This is a genomic window from Pelomonas sp. SE-A7, from assembly GCF_030345705.1.
Lineage (GTDB): Bacteria > Pseudomonadota > Gammaproteobacteria > Burkholderiales > Burkholderiaceae_C > JAUASW01.
Genome location: NZ_JAUASW010000001.1, coordinates 1,873,891 through 1,892,496, shown reverse-complemented (window position 1 = coordinate 1,892,496; position 18,606 = coordinate 1,873,891). Strand labels below are relative to the sequence as shown.

Genomic DNA, 18,606 nt, shown 5'->3' with positions numbered 1-18,606 from the left:
AACATGGCATTGGTTGAAGTCAAGGTTCCCGACATCGGCGACGTCAGCGACGTCGCGGTGATCGAGTTGATGGTCAAGGTCGGCGACACGGTCAAGCTCGAGCAGAGCCTGGTGACCGTGGAGAGCGACAAGGCCTCGATGGAAATTCCGAGCAGCGCTGCCGGCGTGGTCAAGGAAATCAAGATCGCCCTGGGCGACAAGGTCAGCGAAGGCAGCCTGCTGCTGGTGCTCGAAGCTGAAGGTGTGGCCGCGGCCGGTCCGGCAGCTCCGCCGCCTGCTGCTCCTCCGCCGGCAGCGCCCCCGCCGTCCGCACCGCCTCCGGCAGCGCCGCCGCCGGCCGCAGGTGCTTCCTCGGTCGTCGAGGTGGTCGTGCCCGATATCGGCGACTTCGACGAAGTCGCGGTCATCGAGGTGATGGTCAAGGCCGGCGACACCGTGAAGGTCGAGCAGAGCCTGATCACCGTCGAGAGTGACAAGGCCTCGATGGAGATCCCCAGCTCGCATGCTGGCGTGATCAAGGAGTTGAAGGTCAAGCTGGGCGACAAGGTCGCCAAGGGCAGCGTGCTCGCGCTGGTGGAAGTGCAGGGCGCTGCGCCTGCTGCTGCCGCACCGGTCGCTGCACCAGCTCCGGCTCCGGCCGCTGCTGCTGCCGCGCCTGTTGCTGCTGCTGCCGTGGCTGCATCGCCTGCCGCCGCTGTGCCTGCTCACGACCCGACCGCCTCCAAGGGCGCGCTGCCGCACGCCTCGCCGAGCATCCGCAAGATCGCTCGCGAACTGGGCGTGCCGCTGGCCGAGGTCAAGGGCACCGGTCCCAAGGGCCGCATCCTGGAAACCGACGTCCAGGGCTTCGTGAAGTCCGTGATGGCCGGTGCCGTGCAGACGCTGGCTCAGAAGGCCGCAGCGCCTCCGGCTGCTGCAGGCGGTGGCATCTCGGGCCTGCTGCCCTGGCCCAAGGTCGACTTCGAGAAGTTCGGCGCCATCGAGCGCAAGGAACTCTCGCGCATCAAGAAGATCAGCGGCGCCAACCTGCATCGCAACTGGGTGGTCATCCCGCACGTCACCAACCACGACGATGCGGACATCACCGAGCTGGAAGCCTTCCGCGTGCAGCTGAACAAGGAGAACGAGAAGGCCGGCATCAAGGTCACGATGCTCGCCTTCATGATCAAGGCCGCGGTCGCTGCCCTGAAGAAGTTCCCCGAGTTCAATTCCTCGCTGGAAGGCGAGGGAGACGCACAGAAGCTGGTGCTGAAGAGCTACTACAACATCGGCTTCGCGGCGGACACGCCCAATGGCCTGGTGGTGCCGGTGATCAAGAACGCCGACCAGAAGGGCATCTTCCAGATCAGCCAGGAAATGAGCGACCTGGCCAAGAAGGCGCGCGACGGCAAGCTGGGCCCGGCCGACATGAGCGGCGGCTGCTTCTCGATCTCGTCGCTGGGCGGCATCGGCGGCAAGTACTTCACCCCCATCATCAATGCGCCGGAAGTGGCGATCATGGGTGTGTGCAAGAGCAGCATCGAGCCGGTGTGGGACGGCAAGGCCTTCCAGCCGCGCCTGATCCTGCCCCTGAGCTTGAGCTGGGACCACCGCGTGATCGACGGCGCTGCTGCTGCTCGATTCAACGTCTACTTCGCGTCGCTGCTGGCGGATTTCCGCCGCATCGCGCTTTGATCGGGAGCGCGCAATGGCACTGATCGAAGTGAAAGTTCCCGACATCGGCGACGTGACCGATGTGGCCGTGATCGAGCTGCTGGTGAAGGCTGGCGACACGGTGAAGGCCGAGCAAAGCCTGGTGACCGTCGAGAGCGACAAGGCCTCGATGGAAATCCCGAGCTCGCATGCCGGCGTCATCAAGGAATTGCGAGTCAAGTTGGGCGACAAGGTCAGCGAAGGCTCGGTCTTGCTGATGCTGGAAAGCGCTGATGCAGCGACTGCCGCTCCTGCGCCGGCTCCGGTGGCAGCACCTGCTGCCGCGCCCGTGGTCGCACCGACCGCAGCCACGCACAGCGGCGGCGCCGATATCGAATGCGATGTCGTCGTCCTCGGCGGCGGCCCCGGCGGCTACTCGGCGGCGTTCCGCGCGGCCGATCTCGGCTTGAAGGTCGTGCTGGTCGAGCGCTACGCCACGCTCGGCGGCGTCTGCCTGAACGTCGGTTGCATCCCGTCCAAGGCGCTGCTGCATGTCGCGGCGGTGATGGACGAGGTCTCGCACATGGCCGACCTGGGCGTGGACTTCGGCGCGCCGACGGTCAACATCGACAAGCTGCGCGGCCACAAGGAAAAGGTCATTGGCAAGCTGACTGGCGGCCTGAGCGCCATGGCCAAGATGCGCAAGGTCACGGTCGTGCGTGGCTACGGCAGCTTCCTCGACCCGCAGCATCTGCAGGTTGAAGAGACCACCGGCTCGGCGCAAGAAAAGACCGGCGCGAGCAAGACGATCCACTTCAAGAAGGCCATCATCGCGGCCGGCTCGGCAGCGGTGCGTCTGCCTTTCCTGCCGAACGACGATCGAATCGTCGATTCGACCGGCGCGCTCGCGATGAAGGGCACGCCCAAGAAGATGCTGATCATTGGCGGCGGCATCATCGGCCTGGAAATGGGCACGGTGTATTCAACGCTCGGCGCGCGCCTCGACGTGGTCGAAATGCTCGACGGCCTGATGCAGGGCGCTGACCGCGACCTGGTCAAGGTCTGGCAGAAGATGAACGCCAAGCGCTTCGACAACATCATGTTGAAGACCAAGACGGTCGGCGCCGAAGCCACGCCCGAAGGCATCAAGGTGCAGTTCGAGACGCTGGAAGGCGTCAAGAGCGAAGGCCTGTACGACCTCGTGCTGCAAGCCGTGGGCCGCACGCCCAATGGCAAGAAGATCGCTGCGGACAAGGCCGGCGTGGCGGTGACGGACCGCGGCTTCATCAACGTCGATGTGCAGATGCGCACCAATGTGCCCAACATCTTCGCCATCGGCGACATCGTCGGCCAGCCGATGCTGGCGCACAAGGCCGTGCACGAAGCACATGTGGCGGCTGAGGTCGCTGCTGGCGAACTGCTGGGCGATGCCAATCTGGCCAAGTCGCAGTTCGACGCCCGCGTGATCCCGAGCGTGGCCTACACCGACCCCGAAGTGGCGTGGGTGGGCCTCACCGAAGACCAGGCCAAGGCGCAAGGCATCAAGGTCAAGAAGGGCCTGTTCCCCTGGACCGCCTCGGGCCGCGCCATCGCCAACGGTCGCGACGAGGGCTATACCAAGCTGCTGTTCGATGACAGCCCGGAAGCCCATGGCCACGGCAAGATTCTCGGCGGCGGTATCGTCGGCACGCATGCCGGCGACATGATCGGCGAGATCGCGCTGGCCATCGAGATGGGCGCGGACGCAGTGGACATCGGCAAGACCATCCACCCGCATCCGACGCTGGGCGAGTCCATCGGCATGGCCGCGGAGATCGCCCACGGCAGCTGCACGGACGTGCCGCCGCAGAAGCGCTGATCGTTTCTGCTGCCAAAGTACAGGCCCGGTCCGGCAACGGTTCGGGCCTTTTCCTTTTGGGCGACGCAGTGGAGGCTGCTCGGGGAGGCCCGACCCCGCCCGCTCGCAGGCGCAGGCGTGCAGGTCGGCCCCAGGGGCCGACTGTCCTCGGTGCTCGCAGCCCGGGTCGCAGCGCATAACTCACTACGCTCCCTTCGGTGCGCTCCGTTCAGACAAACGCGCTGAGTCAGATGAGCGAAGCGCGCATTCGCGCGCCGACCCGGGCCGCTGCGCTCTCGGCTGCCCGCATGCGCCTGCGAGCGGGCGGGGCCGGGCCTCTGGCACCGTCGTGGCATGCGCCTCTCTCGCCGACCGCGTCGGTTCGCTCAGCTGTGGCCCCGCTTGCCGGTGGGCCCGTTGGCGGTGCTGAGAAGCACAGGAGTCCGGGACGCGCGCTTGCGCGCCTCGTTCAACTGACTGGGCGCGCTTGTTTGAACGGAGCGCACCGAAGGGAGCGAAGTGAGTTGTGCGCCCGTCCCGGGCTCCGAGCATCGCAAGGGAGTCGGCACCTCGTGCCGACCGCCGCCTCCGGGCCCACAAGCAAGCGGGGCCACAGCTGAAGCCGGCACGGCCGTCATGTTTTGTATGAGGCGTGGGCGCTCCTCGCGCCTCAACGGGTTTACCCTCCGTGACTTACCGCCACCCCTGATCATCAAGATCTAATCCCGGCCAACTAGCAGTTGGGACGATGACGACTACGACGATGACGCGCCTTCAGAAGCTGGCGCTGCTGCGCCCCGGCGAGGGGCGGGCGCTGCTCTGGGCCGCGGCCTATTTCTTCTTTCTGCTGACCAGCCTCTACCTGCTCAGGCCGGTGCGCGAGGCCATGGGCATTGCCCGCGGCGCGGACAAGCTGCCCTGGCTGATGAGCGGCACCATGATCGTGATGCTGCTGGCCAATCCGCTGTATGCGGCCCTGGTCTCGCGCTGGCAGCGGCGGCGCTTCATCCCGGGCGTCACGCATTTCTTCGCCTTCAATCTGCTGGGCTTCGCCGCGCTGTTCGCGTTCCTGCCCGGCCATGGAGGCAGCACGCTCGGCTATGTGTTCTACATCTGGCTGAGCGTGTTCAACCTGTTCGTGGTCTCGGTGTTCTGGAGCCTGATGACCGACCTGTTCGACGAGGACCAGGGCAAGCGGATGTTCGGCCTGATCTCGATGGGCGGCACGCTGGGCGCCGTGGTCGGCGCCGGTGCGACCGAGCTGCTGTCCAGCGGAAGCCTGGGCGTGCAGCTGCCGACGGCCGGGTTGATGCTGGCGGCGGTGGTGACGCTGGAACTGGCCGTGCTTTGCATGCAGCGCCTTGGCAGCATGTTCCATTTGTCGACCGATGGCCATCGCGAGCGCGAGCCGGGGCCCGACTTCAAGGCCGGCTTCCTGGCGATTGCACGCTCGCGCTACCTGCAGGCCATCGCGCTCTACATGCTGCTGTTCACCGTCTGCACCACCTTCCTGTACCTGATGCAGGGCGACATCGTGGCGCGCAGCTTCGACAGCATTGCCGAGCGCACGGCGGCCTTTGCCCGCATCGACGTGGGCGTCAATGTCCTGACCCTGACCCTGCAGTTGCTGGTGACCAGCCGTCTGTTGCGGCAGATTGGCGTGCATGGCGTGTTGATGGTGCTGCCGGTGCTGACCGTGGTCGGCATGGGCGGCCTGGCCCTGTGGCCCAGCTTCATGATGCTGGTCCTGGTGCAGGTGCTGCGCCGCGGCATCCACTACGCCATCGACCGGCCGGCGCGCGAGATCCTCTACATCCCGTTGGGCCCGGAAGAGCGCTACAAGTCCAAGGCCTTCATCGACACCTTCGTGTTCCGCCTCGGCGACGTGCTGGGCGTCTGGGCGCCTACCCTGGTTGCGGCGCTGGCGATTCCGGTCTCGGCTGCGGCCCTGGGCACGGCCGGGGCCTGGACCTGGCTGGCGGCGCGGCTGGGCCGCATGGTCAACAACAAGTCGCAGGCGCACGCAGCGCATTCCTCGTCGTCATCGTCTTCTTCTTCTTCTTCTTCTTCTCCCCTGAGCGTTCCCCAACAAGAAAGGAGCTGAGCATGAGCCAACTCAAGCGTAGACAAGTCCTGCAGGCCGGACTGGCCCTCTCCGGCACCAGCCTGCTCGGCCAGGTGATGGCGGCCACCAAGCCGCTGCGCATCCTCATCCTCGGCGGCACCGGCTTCCTGGGCCCGGCCATCGTGGCCGTGGCGCAGGCGCGCGGCCATACGCTCACGCTGTTCAACCGTGGCCGCACGCGGCCGGGCCTGTTCCCCGACATCGAGAAGCGCCAGGGCGACCGCGACCCCAACAAGGGCGAGGGCCTGAAGTCGCTGGAGACCGGCGAATGGGACGTGGTGTTCGACGACTCGGGCTACTACCCGCGCATGGTCGGCGCCTCGGCCAATTTGCTGGCCGCGCGGGTCAAGCAGTACGTCTACATCTCCAGCATCAGCTGCTACAAGGAACCCAATCCCATGTACGGCGACGAGGATGCGCCGCTGGCCACGCTGGCGGACCCGAACGTCGAGGAGATGGGCAAGAACTTCGCCAACTACGGCGGCCTGAAGGCGGCCTGCGAGGCCGCGGCCGAGAAGGCGCTGCCGGGCCGCACCACCATCGTCCGCCCCGGCTACATCGTCGGTCCGGATGATCCGACCGGCCGCTTCACCTACTGGCCGGTGCGCTTCGACAAGGGCGGCGAGGTGGTGGTGCCGGGCGCACCCACCGACCCCTTCCAGTTGATCGACGTGCGCGACCTGGCCGAATGGCTGGTGCTGATCGCCGAGACCCGCACCACCGGCCGCTTCAACGCCATCGGCCCCGAGAAGGCCATGACCTGGGGCCGTGCCGTGGCGGCCTGCCAGAAGGCGGCCTCGGCGAGCAGCACGCTGACCTGGGTGCCGGGCGAGTTCATGGCCAAGCAGGAAGACCTGGAGTTCCCGATCTGGGCGCCTTTCCATGGCGACACCAAGGGCTTCCACACCTGGAAGAACGAGCGTGCGGTCAAGGCTGGCATGCGCTTCCGCCCGGTCGAGCAGACCGTGGCCGACACGCTGGCCTGGTACAAGGGCCAGCTCAAGGAAGAGAAGGGCCGCGTCAAGATGGCCTTCACGGCCGAGCAGGAGGCCGAGGTGCTCAAGCGCTGGAAGGCGTCCAAGGCTGGTTGAGCCAGGAACTGACTCAGCGCGGCTCCAGCGTCGCGCAGTTGCCCACGCCGTAGCGGTCCACGCGCAGCCTGTAGCTGGCCTGGTCCGCCACGGCGGCCCATTGGGCCTGCGGCAGGGCGCAATGCCAGTCGCGGCCCTGTTCGTCCAGCAGCTTCAGCTCGTAGCGTTCCAGACGCTTGCCCACCCGCTCGGCGTCCAGCTCGGCGGGCGGCAGGGAGCTGAGCGCGGCGATCGGCCATTGCGGCTTGCGGGGCAGGTCGCCTTCGGCAAGCAGCGACCAGCGCCGGCGCCACTGCGGCGAGCGGTAGCGGCACAGCTCCTGGCCGTCGGCCTGCCGGGCTCGCACCACCTCGCCGACCACCGTGGCCGGCATGGCGCTGCAGGGCCCGGAGTCGCTCTCCAGCACATGCTTCTCGATCTCCACTTCGCGCTGCCAATGCCGGGCCTCGACCCGCACCTCGACCCAGGGCGGCCTGAACAGGCGCCAGGCCAGAAAGGGCAGGGACAGGAGGATCAGGGCAAGCACGGCGCGGCGGCGGCGGCCGCGCGGCATCATCAGCACGGGCATGGCGGCATTGTCCCTGCCCGCCTCAGCAACAATCCGCTCACATTGAATCGCGAGACTGCGCGTCCATGAAGTTCCCCTCCGCTCCTTCGCCGGCCTTGCGCCTCTCCCTCATCGTCAGCCTGCTGCTGGCCGCGACTGCCTCGCAGGCCGAGATTCCGCTGCAGTTCTCGGGCGGTGCCGACCGCTGGTCGCAGCGGGTCTCCGAGCAATGGCTGCCGCGCAGCAAGCAGGCGCTGGATTCGCTGGAAGCCTTTGCCCAGGCGCAATACGGAATCAAGCTGGACGGGCGGTTGTCGCTGCTGATGCTGTCCACGCCGACGGCTGCCGTGCCGATCCAGGCCGGTGCTGCTGGCCAGCTGAAAGTGGAGGCCGGCCTGGCCGAAGCCGAGCTGCGTCGCCGCGCCCTCTTGCAGCCGCTGCGCCAGGGCATGGGCCTGGTGGTCGAAGAGCTGACGGCCGGCGAGGCCAAGCGGCTGCCGGCCTGGCTGAGCACCGGCCTGGCCGACCTGGTGGCGCGCCAGCTGGTCGCGGCCCTGAACCTGCCGACCCTGCCTTCCTACGCGGCCGAGCCGCCCATCCACCGGCCCGAGGGCGCGGACGCGGCCAAGTCGGCCAAGCTGGTGCAAGGCCAGCAAACCCTGCGCGCCGCCCAGCGCCTGTCCCTGAGCCTGGTCGAGGCCTTGCAGCAGCGCCTGGGCGCCGACTTCCATCCGCGCATGAAGGCTTACCTGCAGGCCGCTGGCCGCCATGGATTCGATGCCGAGGCTGCGTTCAGCCAGCAGTTCGGGCTGAGCCAGGCCGAGCTGATCGCGGTGGTCGAGAAGCAGCAGGCCGAGCGGCCCGAAGCAGACGCCGTGGCCGAGGCGGCCGCGGCCAGCCCGAATGCCATCCAGGTCAAGATGGGCGGCTATGTGAAGGACGAGTTCGCCCTGCAGGTCGAGCGCGACTGGCTGGGCGTGGTGCGCCAGGCCAGCGCCCAGTTCGATCGCCTGGTCAACGACACGCTCAAGGTCGGCTTGGTGCGCGGTGCCCGCATCTATGTGGGCGGCGGCCTGCAGGACTACGAGACCATACTGCGCGAAGACATGCGCATGCCGGTCGAGCGGGCCGAGCTGCAGGGCGAGGTCAGCGGCGGCCTGTCCAACAGCAAGGGCCAGATCGCCCTCAAGTTCACGCCCAGGCAGAACCGCGCCGCGGCCTACGACGTGGCGGTGAAGACCACGCTGCACGAGTTGACCCATGAGCTGCAGAAGCAGCTGGACAACAACCATGCGGGCTTCCGGCCGCCGGTCTGGCTGCGCGAGGGCACGGCCGACCTGATGGCCTACATGCTGGCGCCGCAGGTGCGCGTGACCGATGTCGAGACCGAGGTGATGCGCAGCTGGCGCGACCGCAACCTGAACTGGTGGCGCACCGGCAACAAGACCAGTCTGCAGCCCGAGGAGCTGGCCACGGTCAGCCCCAACGGCTGGACCCAGATGATGAAGGAGAAGCGCGGCAACTATCAGATGGCCGGCTTGATGAGCATGTACCTGCAGGCCATCACCGGCGAGCGCTTCCTGCCGGCCTGGGTCGAGTACTACAAGCTGGCGGGCCAGAAGCAGCCCGGCGCGGCCGCCTCGTTCCAGCAGGCCTTCGGCCTCAGCGAGTCCGAGTTCCAGGCCGACTTCAGGCGCTGGCTGGTGCAGCAATGAAGAAGCGCTCCCTGACCCTGCTCGCCCTGGCGCTGGCGGCCGCCGCCTCCTGGGCCGAGCCGCAGCGCCTGCTGATCGATCCCCATGCCACCGATGCCCGGCTGGCCGCAGGCGAGGCGCCGCATCTGGTGGTCTATGGAGCCGTGCAGGCCGCGCAGGCCAATGCACCTTTGATCGTGTGGCTGCCCGGCACCAACGGGCGGCCGGCGCCGGGGCCGCGCCAGCTGTTCGAAACCTGGCTGGAGCAGGGCTATCGCCTGGTCGGCCTGTCCTACCTGAACCATCAGGCGGTGTCGCAGATCTGCGTGCCGGCGCGCCTGCGCAGCAAGCCCGGCTGTGCGGCCGAGATGCGCCAGCAACGGGTCTGGGGCGACATCAGCACCGGCCTGATCGGTGACCGGCCCGAGGACGCCATCGTGCCGCGCCTGACCGCCTTGCTGCAGTACCTGGTGCGCAGCGATGCCGCCGGCCGCTGGGATCAGTACCTCGATGCCCAGGGCCAGCCGCGCTGGGAACGCCTGGTGCTGGCCGGCCAGTCGCAGGGCGGCGGCATGGCGGCCTACCTGGCGCAGAGCCGTGCCGTGGCCGGCGTGATCATGTTTTCCGGCGGCTGGGACCATGGCAGGGACGGCGACATCGCGCCCTGGTACGGCCGCAGCAGCGCCACGCCGGCCGAGCGCTGGTGGGGCACCTACCACGTCGAGGAAGAGCAGGGCTCGACCATGGCCCGCATCTACCACCGCCTGGGCGTGCCGGCGACCCAGATCAAGGCCTTGAAGGAGCCGGTGCGCGAGGGCGGCCGGGCCCATGGCGAAGGCATTGCCAACCCGGTCTACAAGCCACTGTGGCAGCAGATGCTGCCGGTGGTTCGCTGAAGTCCCGCGGCCTCAGGCCGGGGTGCGCGGCTTCTGCGAATGCTTGGCCTCGCGCCGGGCACGCACCTGGTCGGTGAGGGCCTTGAGCTGCTCGCCCTGGGCCAGCAACTGGTGGGTCAGCTGCTCGTTGTCGCGGGTCAGCGTGGCCAGCCGTTCCAGCGACTCGGCATCGAGCGCCTGGGCCGGTTGAGGCTGCGGCGGCAGTTCCAGTGCCGGTGCCGGGCCCGTCGGGCCAGGCCGCACTGCCAGAAAGAGCAGGGCCGCCAGGGCCGCGAGGGCCGGCAGGCTGACGGGCCAGTAGCTGAGCATGAAGCCGAGCAACTGCACCGTCGTCGGTCGGGTGGCCATGACCGGCAGCTCGGCGCGAAGCGTCCAGTCCGGAACGCCCTTCAGCGTCGTCTCCAGACCCACCATCTCCACGCCCATGGGCCGCAGTTCACCGGACGGATCGACCGGGCCGATGATGCGGACCAGGCCCGAGTTGTAGGGGCCGAAGCGCAGCCGGCCAATGTCCTCGCGCAAGCGGTATTGCGGCATCGGGTCGACGATCTCGTACGTGGACCCGTCGCGGCGCTTCACCGTGATCATCTGCGGCGGCTGCTTGGCGAAGCTGCGGTAGAACTCCGAGGCCTGGTCCAGGCTATGCCGCATCTGCTCGCGAACCTCGGCCTGGAAACCGAGCTGCGATGCCAGCAGCCCGCCGATCACGATCAGCGAGGCGGCGAGCAGACAGGCCAGACGCTTGAGCAGCATGGGGACGACTCCGGGCTAAGACTCAGAGTGAGCGCGCGATGATAGAAAACCCCTGCCATTCGGTACATCGGGTTAATGCGGGGTCTGTGCGATGACCGATACTCGCGGCCGTCCTGCGTTCGGGGCGACGGTTGCGGAGGAAAAGAGGCGATGACCGGGAACATTGAACTGGCGACCGAGGCCCTGGCCCAGGCCGTGGTGGCGGATGAGATGGGGCGCGGCGAGCCGGGCCAAGGCGCGGCCGGCCATTCAGCCCAGGCCTGCGCCAACTGCGGCGCCACGCTGACCGGGCGCTTCTGCCAGCACTGCGGCCAGGCCGCCCATGTGCACCGTTCGCTGCTGCACATGTTCGAGGAGCTGCTGCACGGCATCCTGCATTTCGACACCAAGGCCTGGCGCACCTTGCCGGCCCTGGTCCTGCGTCCGGGGCGTCTGACCCGCGGCTACATCGACGGCCAGCGCGCCAGCCATGTGTCGCCGCTGGCCCTGTACCTGTTCATGATCTTCGTGATGTTCATGACCTTCTCGCTGACCAGCAGCGAGGACAGCGTCAAGCTCGGCGACGGCACGGTGGTGACGAGCAGCGAGGTGGGGCTTCAGCGCATAGACGAGAAGCTGGCCAGCAGCCGCGAGCGCCTGCAGCGCCTGGAGGCCCAGGCCGTGGAACGGGGGGCCTCGGCCAACGGTGCCGAACGGTTGGACGGCGAGATCAAGAGGGAGAAGGAGCGGATCGACGGGCTGGAGCGGACCCGCCTGGCCCTGGAACTGGGCGCCAAGCCCAAGCTCACCGGCGAGGACGGCAAGGCAGCCACCCAGGCGCCGCAGTCGCGCGAAGCCGACGTGAAGCGCAACCTGGAAAAGAACCTGCCCTTCCTGGCCACGCCGACCCTCATCAAGAAGCTGGCCCATGCCATGGACAACCAGGAGCTGGCGCTCTACAAGATCAAGTCGGCCAGTTCCAAGTTCGCCATCCTGCTGATGCCGATCTCGCTGCCCTTCGTCTGGCTGCTGTTCCTGTTCCGGCGCCAGTTCACCATGTTCGACCACGCGGTCTTCCTGCTGTACTCGCTGTCCTTCATGTGCCTGCTGCTGTCGGGCATCGCGGTGGCCGGCGCGCTGGGGCTCCCGGCCGTGGCCGCGCTGCTGGTGATCTTCGCGCCGCCAGTGCATATGTACGCCCAGCTCAAGGGCACCTACCGCCTCGGCTGGCTGGCCGCAACCTGGCGAACCGTGGCCCTGCTGTTCGTGGCCCTGCTGTGCTCGCTGCTCTACATCTTGCTGGTGATGTTCATCAGCATGTGAGTGCTGCGGCTTCAGGCCGGCGCCTGGCCTCGCTGGTCCAGGCAGGCGCGCAGCAGCCGGGGCAGGGCGTCCAGCGTGTCCTGCTTCTCCAGCAAGGCACAGACGCCGGCGCGCTGGGCCCCGGCACGCAGCTCGTCGGTGATGAAGCCCGAGCTCATCATCAGGACCAGGCCAGGCCGCAGCCGCGCCGCCTGTTCGACGACCTCCAGGCCCGAGAGGTCGGGCATGTTGAAGTCGGTGATCAGCGCGTCCACCGGCTGGCCGGGTTCGGCCAAGGCCGCCAGCGCGACCTCGGCCCGCTGGAAGGTACTGACCCGGTAGCCCAGGCGCTGCAGCAGCCGCTCCACCATCAGCAGCATCACCTCGTCGTCGTCCAGGTAGATCACATGCTCCTGGCCACCAACGTGGTGGGGGTTGGCAACGGCAGGGTCCGAGGTTTGCGCCGGCGCCTGCTGGCGCGGCAGGTACAGATGGAAGCGGGTCCCGTGGCCGACCTGGCTGTCCACCAGGATGGCGCCACCGTGGCTGGCCACGATGCCGTGCACCACGGCCAGGCCCAGGCCCGTGCCTTCGCCGACCGGCTTGGTGGTGAAGAAGGGTTCGAAGATGCGCTCCAGCAGCTCGGGCGCCATGCCCATGCCGGTATCGGACACCCACAGGTGCACATAGTCGCCGCGTGGCAGGGCCTGCAGGCGCGGATCGGAGCCGGGCTCCAGCCGGGTGGCCTCGCAGCCCAGGCCTATGCGGCCGGTGCTGCCGCCCAGTGCATGCCAGGCATTGGTGCCGAGGTTCAGCAGCACCTGCTGCAGCTGAGTCGCGTTGGCATTGACGTAGAGCGGCTCGGCGGGCACCTGGCGCTCCAGCGTGACGCGCGCGGGCAGGGTGGCGCGCAGCAGGCTGATCGATTCCTCGATCAGCGGTTGCAGCGCCTGGACCTCGAGCTGGTGCGGCTGACGCCGGCTGAAGGTCAGGATCTGCTGCACCAGGTTGCGGGCACGCAGCGCGGCGCGGTTGATCTCGTCCAGGAAGGCGCGCACCGGATGGCGAGCCTCCAGATCCTGGCGGGCCATGCCCACATTGCCGAGGATGGCGGCCAGGATGTTGTTGAAGTCATGGGCGATGCCACCGGCCAGCGTGCCTATGGCCTCCATCTTCTGGGTCTCGCGCAGCTGCAGTTCCAGCTGGTGCAGCTTGCCCTCGGCGGCCCGCTGCGCCGTGATGTCGACCGGTGAGAAGATGACCAGGGCGCCGTCGTCGGCCTCGAAGACCTTGGCCGAAATCTGGCATTGCAACACGGCGCCGTTGCGGTCGACCAGCCGGGCTTCGTAGCCATGGAGCTGCTGGTCGGCCCGCAGCTGTTCCAGGTAGGGCTGGCGCTCGGCATAGTCGGCCCAGATGCCCAGCTCCTGCGGCGTGCGGCCGATGAGGTCGCGGTCGCGGTAGCCGAACAGGGCAAGGAAGGCCGGGTTCGCGTCGGTCACCCGGTCGTCCGCCATGCGCAGCAGGGCCAGCGGCACCGGCGAGTTGTGGAAGATGCTGGCCAACCGGGCCCGGCTCTGGGCCAGCGAGTTGCGCGAGTTGTGCAGCCGGCCGATCTGCCGGTACAGCAGCGCGCCCAGCAGTACGAGGAAGGCGGTCACCGCGGCGGTGAAGAGGGCGCGGTCGCGGCTGCGCAGCCGCCAGCCGGCCAGCACCTCGTCCATGTCGCGCGCATAGATCACGGTGACCGCCGTGTCGGCGATGCGTTGGTGGAACACCAGGCGGCGCTGCTCGGCCGGGTCGCCCAGGAAGCCGCCGGATTCGAAGCGGCCCTGGTCGCGGGCCGACTTCAGTTCGGCGAAACCGGGATGCTGGCTGACCTCGGCACCCACCTCGCCCGGCACGGCCGGCGCGCGGACGATGAGGAAGCCGTCGTCGCTGACCAGGCCCACCAGCGCATGGCTGTCCTGCGCGATGTGGGCATAGAAGTCGGTGAAGTAGGACAGCCGGATGTCGGTGCTCAGGACGCCCTGGTAGCGGCCGTCGCCGGTGCGGAAGTTGCGGGCCAGCGGCAGGATGGCCTCGCCGTCGTAGAAGCGGGCGAAGGGCCGGCCGACCTTCGAGCCCTCGTTGTCCGGATGGGCCAGCAGCTGGGCGACATAGGTGCGGTCGTCGGCGTCGGTCTGGTAGGCCGGGTAGTCGATCGAGCTGACCGAGGCGACGCCGCGAGTGTTGACGAACTGGAACGAGGTGATGGTGCGCTTGAAGGACTGGGCCTGGGTCAGCACGCGGCGTATCAGCGCGTCGTCGGACGGCCGGCTGCCGCGCTCCTGGTCGATCTTGCGGGCCAGCGAGGCCAGGTTGCCTTCGGCGTCGTCCAGGATCTGCCGCGCATGCTCGGCCAGCAGGTGGATGGCGGTGAAGCCATGCTCGCGCTCGGTGGCCAGGGTCTGCAGCCGGTCCTGGCGCACCGCGTACCAGGTCTGGGCCAGGCCCATGGACACCACGGTCAGTATCAGCAGCACCACCAGGGCGCGGACGCCGCGAGCGTTCTCCAGAAGGACGGCGATCAGACGCTGAAGCATCGCGGGTGGCTAGCGTGAGACGTAGATGCCGGTGCCCAGGCAGAAATCGGGTTCACCCGGCACGCGCTGCACATAGCCGCGCTTGGCCTCCACCGTCTTGGTCAGCGGATGCGGCCATTTGTAGGACACCCAACCCCGGCCCTCGCGCGATTCGAAGCAGGCCTTGACCAGCTCTCTGATCAGGAAGATGCCATCGGCGTCACGCATGTCCAGCATGACCTTGCCGCGGATCTTGGGGTTCTTGCCATGCACTGACTGGTAGCCGCTGCGGGTCAGGCTGTACAGGTAGAGGTCGCCCTTGGGATTGATGTCGCTCTTGACGTTGAACGGACTGTCCAGCCGGTTGAACTCGGCGATCGAACGCGCCATGCCATGCTGCTTGAAGTAGGCCTGGGCCTGGTCCATCAGCCGATGGGCATCGGCTTCATCGCTGCGCGGCAGCGGTTCGGCCAGCGCTGTCAACGGCAAGGTCAACAGGAGCAAGATGCGATGGAAGGTGGATGGCATGGCGGCCCCTTTCCTGCAATGTTGCGCTCAGGCTTCGTCCAGCATCGGCCTGAGCTGCTCGTCCCAGAGCTCCAGCTCCTCGGCGCCGACCTGCAGCCAGTCCAGCGCCCTGGCGCTGTGCAGGGCCCAGTCGGCATCGGGCACCAGGCCTTCGTGGGCGCGCATCAGCTGCTCGGCCACCAGGCCGGCGGCCACCAGGGTGTGGATCTCGGCCTCGATGCTGCCGTCGCCGAGCGAGACGAAGTCGTGGTGCAGCCGGATCGCGGCCATCAGCTCGGGCGCCATGTTCCAGGCCCGCACGACCAGGGCACCGACCACGGCATGGTCGGTGCGGTGGTTGGCGTTCTCGGTCGCGATGTAGGGCCGGTCGATGCGGGCGCCGGCCTCGACCATGGTCGAGCCATAGCCCCGCACGCTCTGCAGCAGCACCGGCATGCCCACATGGCAGAACAGTCCGAAGGTGTAGGCCAGCTCGGGCGACAGGCCCGGCAACTGGCGGGCGATGAAGTCCATGGCGATGGCGCGCTTGGTCGAGCGCTCCCAGAAGCGCGCCAGCTGCGGGCTGTTCACCGGGATGGCATTGCGGACCAGGAAGCCGGTCAGGATGGCGGCGGTCTCGCGCAGACCCAGCCGGTTCATCGCCTGGCCCACGGTGGAGCAGGGCTGGCCCTCGGCCTTGTAGAGCGGGCTGTTGGCAGTGCGCAAAAGCGTGGCCGACATGGCCACGTCGGCGGTGGCGATGCGGGCGACCTCGTTCAGGTCGGGCTCGGCCTGGGCCATGGCCTGCTGCAGGCGGGCCAGCAGCTCGGGGCAGGGCGGGATGACGATCTGCCGCAGGGCACCGCCACTGCGTGCGGTGTCGATTTCTTCTCGGATGGCTTGGGTTTTCATGCGCGATTGCCGGCTGGCTGTGCCGGCACGGCGAGGGGCCGCGGGCTTGCCTGTAGAGTCCGCGAATTATCTCCAGCCAGGCCGGCGTCACCTTGATGGCCCGCCTGTTCAGTCGGAGGATTTTTGCTCGCTGCGCGTGGATTTTTATGGCTGCGTTCCCTGCTGCTCCACGGCCTGCTCTGGCTGGCCGTGGCGCCGGCCTGGGCGCTTGACGCAGCCAAGCTGATGGAAGCGGCGGCACGCCTGGGTCCGGGAGGCCCGGCCGAGGCCCAGGCGCTGCTGATGACCATAGACAAGGCCAGGCCGCTCGACGATGAGCAGCGCCTGGTCCAGATCAACCGCTACATCAACCGGCGCATCGCCTTCTACAGCGATCAGGAAGCCTGGGGCCAGGCCGACTACTGGGCCAGTCCGCTGGAAAGCTTGATCAAGGGCAAGGGCGATTGCGAGGACTACGCGATCGCCAAGTACTTCAGCCTGGTGTCGGCCGGCGTGGCCGAGAGCAGACTGCGCATGGTCTATGTGCGGGCCATGCTGGGCGGCCGGCCCGAGGCTCACATGGTGTTGGCCTACTATGCGCAGCCGGAGGCGGTGCCGCTGATTCTGGACAATCTGCAGGGCGAGGTGAAGCCGGCTTCGCAGCGGCCCGACCTGGCGCCGGTGTTCAGCTTCAATGCCGAGGGCCTGTGGCAGGGCGTGGGCCAGCGCAGCGCCGGCGACCCGCTGGCCCGGCTCTCGCTGTGGCGTGACCTGCTGGCCAAGGTCCGGGCCGAGGGATTCTGATGATGAGCATCAAGACAACAAGCAAGACAACAACGGGAACATCGAGATGTCGCTGATACGCCAGATGTGGATGCTGCTGGTGGCCGTGCTGCTGGTGGCCTTGCTGGGCAGCGTGGCGCTGTCCACCGCCTCGCTGCGCGAGCTGCTGCAGACTCAGCTGCAATTGAAGAACAGCGACAACGCGCAATCGCTGGCGCTCGCGCTTTCGCAGCAGCAGGGCGACCCGGCCCTGATGGAACTGGCGATCTCGGCCCAGTTCGACACCGGCCATTACCAGCGCGTGCTGTTGCGCAAGCCCGATGGTTCGGTGCAACTGGAGCGCAGCGCGCCCGGCAAGGCCAGCCAGGCGCCGGCCTGGTTCGTGGCCCTGGCGCCGATCACGGCCGCGGCCGGCGTGGCTCAGGTCAGCAATGGCTGGAACGCCATCGGCACGGTCGAGGTGCTGAGCCATTCCTCCTACGTCCATGACGAGCTGTGGCGCAGCAGCCTGCGCACCGCCCTGCTGCTGGCCGCGCTGGCCGCCGTGGCCGTGGTGCTGGCGCTGGCCGTGCTGCGCCGCATTCGCCGGCCGCTGGACCTGGCCGTGGCCCAGGCGCAGTCGGTGGTCGATGGCCAGTTCGCCACCGTGGCCGAACCCAGCGTGCCCGAACTCAGGCGCCTGGCCCAGGCCATGAATGCCATGGTGCTGCGGGTCAAGTCGCTGTTCGAAGGCCAGGCCGAGCAGCTCGATGTGCTGCGCCGCCAGGCCCATTGCGACTCGCTGACGGGCCTGTCGCACCGTTCGCATTTCATGGCCGAGCTGGAATCGGCCCTGGCCCGCGACGAAGGCCCGGTGGCGGCCGGCCTGGTGCTGCTGCGGGTGCGCGAGCTGGGCCAGCTCAACGAGCGGCTGGGCCACAAGCCGGTGGACCAGGCCCTGCTGGCCATCGCCCATGCGATCGGCGCGTACCCGGAGCGGGTGCCGGGTTGCCTGGTCGGCCGGCTCAACGGCTCGGACTTCGCGCTCTGGCTGCCGGCGGCCGGCGTGGCGCAGGACTGCGCCCAGGCGCTGGCCGAAGGCCTCAAGGCCAGCCTGCCGGCTTTCGGCAACGGTATCCAGGTTGCGCTGGGCGCGGCCGAGCTGCCGCGTGCGCGCGGCTCCAGCGCCTGGTTCGCCGCCGCCGATGCGGCGCTGGCGCGGGCCGAGGCCCAAAGCGGCTTTGCGGTCGAAAGCTCGACCGAGCACCTGCCCGAATCGATGCTGCAGGGCGAGCGGGCCTGGCGCCAGCAGATTGCCGATGCGCTGCAGGGCCGCCGCGCGCGCTTGCAGGAATTCCCGGTGCTGGACCGCCACGGCGCCCTGCTGCATCTGGAATGCCCGCTGCAGCTGCAGCTGGATCCGACGGCGGGCTTCGAGCCCGCAGCCCGCTGGCTGCCGCTGGCCACCCGCAGCCGCCTGACGGCCGATGTGGACCTGCTGGCCGTGAGCCTGGCGTTGGAAGCGATTGCCCGCGACGGAATGCTCCGCTGCGTCAACCTGGCACCGGCTTCCCTGCAGGACGGCAGCTTCATCGCCCGCCTGCGCGAGCTGGTGCTGCAGGCGCCTTCGGCGGCGCGCAAGCTGGGCGTGGAGCTGGGCGAGAGCGCGGCTGTCCAGCAGTTCGAACTCTTGCAGGAACTGGGTCGCCAGCTGCGGCCGCTGGGCGTCAAGCTGGGCCTGGAGCATTGCGGCGCCGGCCTCACCCAGGTCGAGCGGCTTTACCAGGCCGGCCTGGATTTCGTAAAGCTGGACATCTCGGTGCTGGCCGGCGTCTCGGACGACGCGGCCCGCGCCGCCTTCGTGCGCGGCATGGTCATCATGCTGCGCAGCCTGGTGCTAAAGGTCTACGGCGAGGGCCTGCAGCAGGCCATGGACGTACAGGCCCTTTGGGACTGCGAGCTGGACGGCGTGACCGGCCCCTGGGCCACGGCCCAGGCCCGCGAATCCCGCGAGTCGCCCTGAGCC

At 68.3% G+C, this 18,606-nt stretch carries 14 protein-coding genes; 9 read left to right on the top strand and 5 right to left on the bottom strand.

Annotated elements, in window-relative coordinates:
- Positions 1–3: 3 nt before the first annotated feature.
- From aceF to QT382_RS08490, 4 genes are all read left to right on the top strand, one after another.
- Positions 4–1,674, top strand: coding sequence for a dihydrolipoyllysine-residue acetyltransferase (gene aceF, locus QT382_RS08505; protein WP_289253603.1), 1,671 nt, complete (start codon positions 4–6; stop codon positions 1,672–1,674).
- Between the two features lie 13 nt (positions 1,675–1,687).
- Positions 1,688–3,490, top strand: coding sequence for a dihydrolipoyl dehydrogenase (lpdA, locus tag QT382_RS08500; RefSeq protein WP_289253602.1), 1,803 nt, complete (start codon positions 1,688–1,690; stop codon positions 3,488–3,490).
- Positions 3,491–4,232: 742 nt separating this feature from the next.
- Entirely contained in the window at positions 4,233–5,573 is a 1,341-nt protein-coding gene (locus QT382_RS08495) for an NTP/NDP exchange transporter (RefSeq protein WP_289253601.1), read from the top strand.
- Between the two features lie 2 nt (positions 5,574–5,575).
- Positions 5,576–6,685 carry an NAD-dependent epimerase/dehydratase family protein gene (locus tag QT382_RS08490; protein WP_289253600.1) on the top strand — a complete coding sequence of 370 codons (1,110 nt, stop codon included), beginning with the start codon at positions 5,576–5,578 and terminating at the stop codon, positions 6,683–6,685.
- A gap of 13 nt (positions 6,686–6,698) precedes the next feature.
- On the opposite strand, the gene QT382_RS08485 is transcribed toward QT382_RS08490, so the two are convergent.
- Positions 6,699–7,253 carry a hypothetical protein gene (locus tag QT382_RS08485; protein WP_289253599.1) on the bottom strand — a complete coding sequence of 185 codons (555 nt, stop codon included), beginning with the start codon at positions 7,251–7,253 and terminating at the stop codon, positions 6,699–6,701.
- Positions 7,254–7,318: 65 nt separating this feature from the next.
- Between QT382_RS08485 and QT382_RS08480 the strand changes: the two genes are divergently transcribed.
- Together QT382_RS08480 and QT382_RS08475 are read left to right on the top strand one after the other, a co-directional pair.
- Entirely contained in the window at positions 7,319–8,947 is a 1,629-nt protein-coding gene (locus QT382_RS08480) for a hypothetical protein (RefSeq protein ID WP_289253598.1), read from the top strand.
- A complete protein-coding gene (locus QT382_RS08475; protein WP_289253597.1) occupies positions 8,944–9,822 on the top strand; it encodes a BPSS1187 family protein in 879 nt (292 codons plus the stop codon). The genes QT382_RS08480 and QT382_RS08475 overlap by 4 nt, the downstream gene beginning before the upstream one ends.
- 12 nt (positions 9,823–9,834) lie before the next feature.
- Here QT382_RS08475 and QT382_RS08470 read toward each other — a convergent pair whose 3' ends face one another.
- Positions 9,835–10,575: a hypothetical protein gene (locus tag QT382_RS08470; RefSeq protein WP_289253596.1), complete on the bottom strand. Its 741-nt coding sequence runs from the start codon at positions 10,573–10,575 to the stop codon at positions 9,835–9,837.
- 150 nt (positions 10,576–10,725) lie between these two features.
- Here QT382_RS08470 and QT382_RS08465 point away from each other — a divergent pair, with 150 nt between their 5' ends.
- Positions 10,726–11,877, top strand: coding sequence for a DUF3667 domain-containing protein (locus QT382_RS08465; protein WP_289253595.1), 1,152 nt, complete (start codon positions 10,726–10,728; stop codon positions 11,875–11,877).
- Positions 11,878–11,888: 11 nt separating this feature from the next.
- On the opposite strand, the gene QT382_RS08460 is transcribed toward QT382_RS08465, so the two are convergent.
- Genes QT382_RS08460 through QT382_RS08450 form a run of 3 tightly spaced genes read right to left on the bottom strand, consistent with a single transcriptional unit; the run spans position 11,889 to position 15,839 of the window.
- On the bottom strand, positions 11,889–14,441 hold the full coding sequence (locus QT382_RS08460) for an ATP-binding protein (RefSeq protein ID WP_289253594.1): 2,553 nt from the start codon (positions 14,439–14,441) through the stop codon (positions 11,889–11,891).
- A 9-nt stretch (positions 14,442–14,450) separates the two neighbouring features.
- A complete protein-coding gene (locus QT382_RS08455) occupies positions 14,451–14,948 on the bottom strand; it encodes a cache domain-containing protein (RefSeq protein ID WP_289253593.1) in 498 nt (165 codons plus the stop codon).
- A 27-nt stretch (positions 14,949–14,975) separates the two neighbouring features.
- A complete protein-coding gene (locus QT382_RS08450; RefSeq protein ID WP_289253592.1) occupies positions 14,976–15,839 on the bottom strand; it encodes an HDOD domain-containing protein in 864 nt (287 codons plus the stop codon).
- A gap of 123 nt (positions 15,840–15,962) precedes the next feature.
- Between QT382_RS08450 and QT382_RS08445 the strand changes: the two genes are divergently transcribed.
- A complete protein-coding gene (locus QT382_RS08445; protein ID WP_289253591.1) occupies positions 15,963–16,622 on the top strand; it encodes a transglutaminase-like cysteine peptidase in 660 nt (219 codons plus the stop codon).
- A 46-nt stretch (positions 16,623–16,668) separates the two neighbouring features.
- Positions 16,669–18,603 (top strand): bifunctional diguanylate cyclase/phosphodiesterase, encoded by a 1,935-nt coding sequence (locus tag QT382_RS08440; RefSeq protein ID WP_289253590.1) that lies wholly within the window; start codon positions 16,669–16,671, stop codon positions 18,601–18,603.
- The last annotated feature ends 3 nt before the right edge of the window (positions 18,604–18,606 follow it).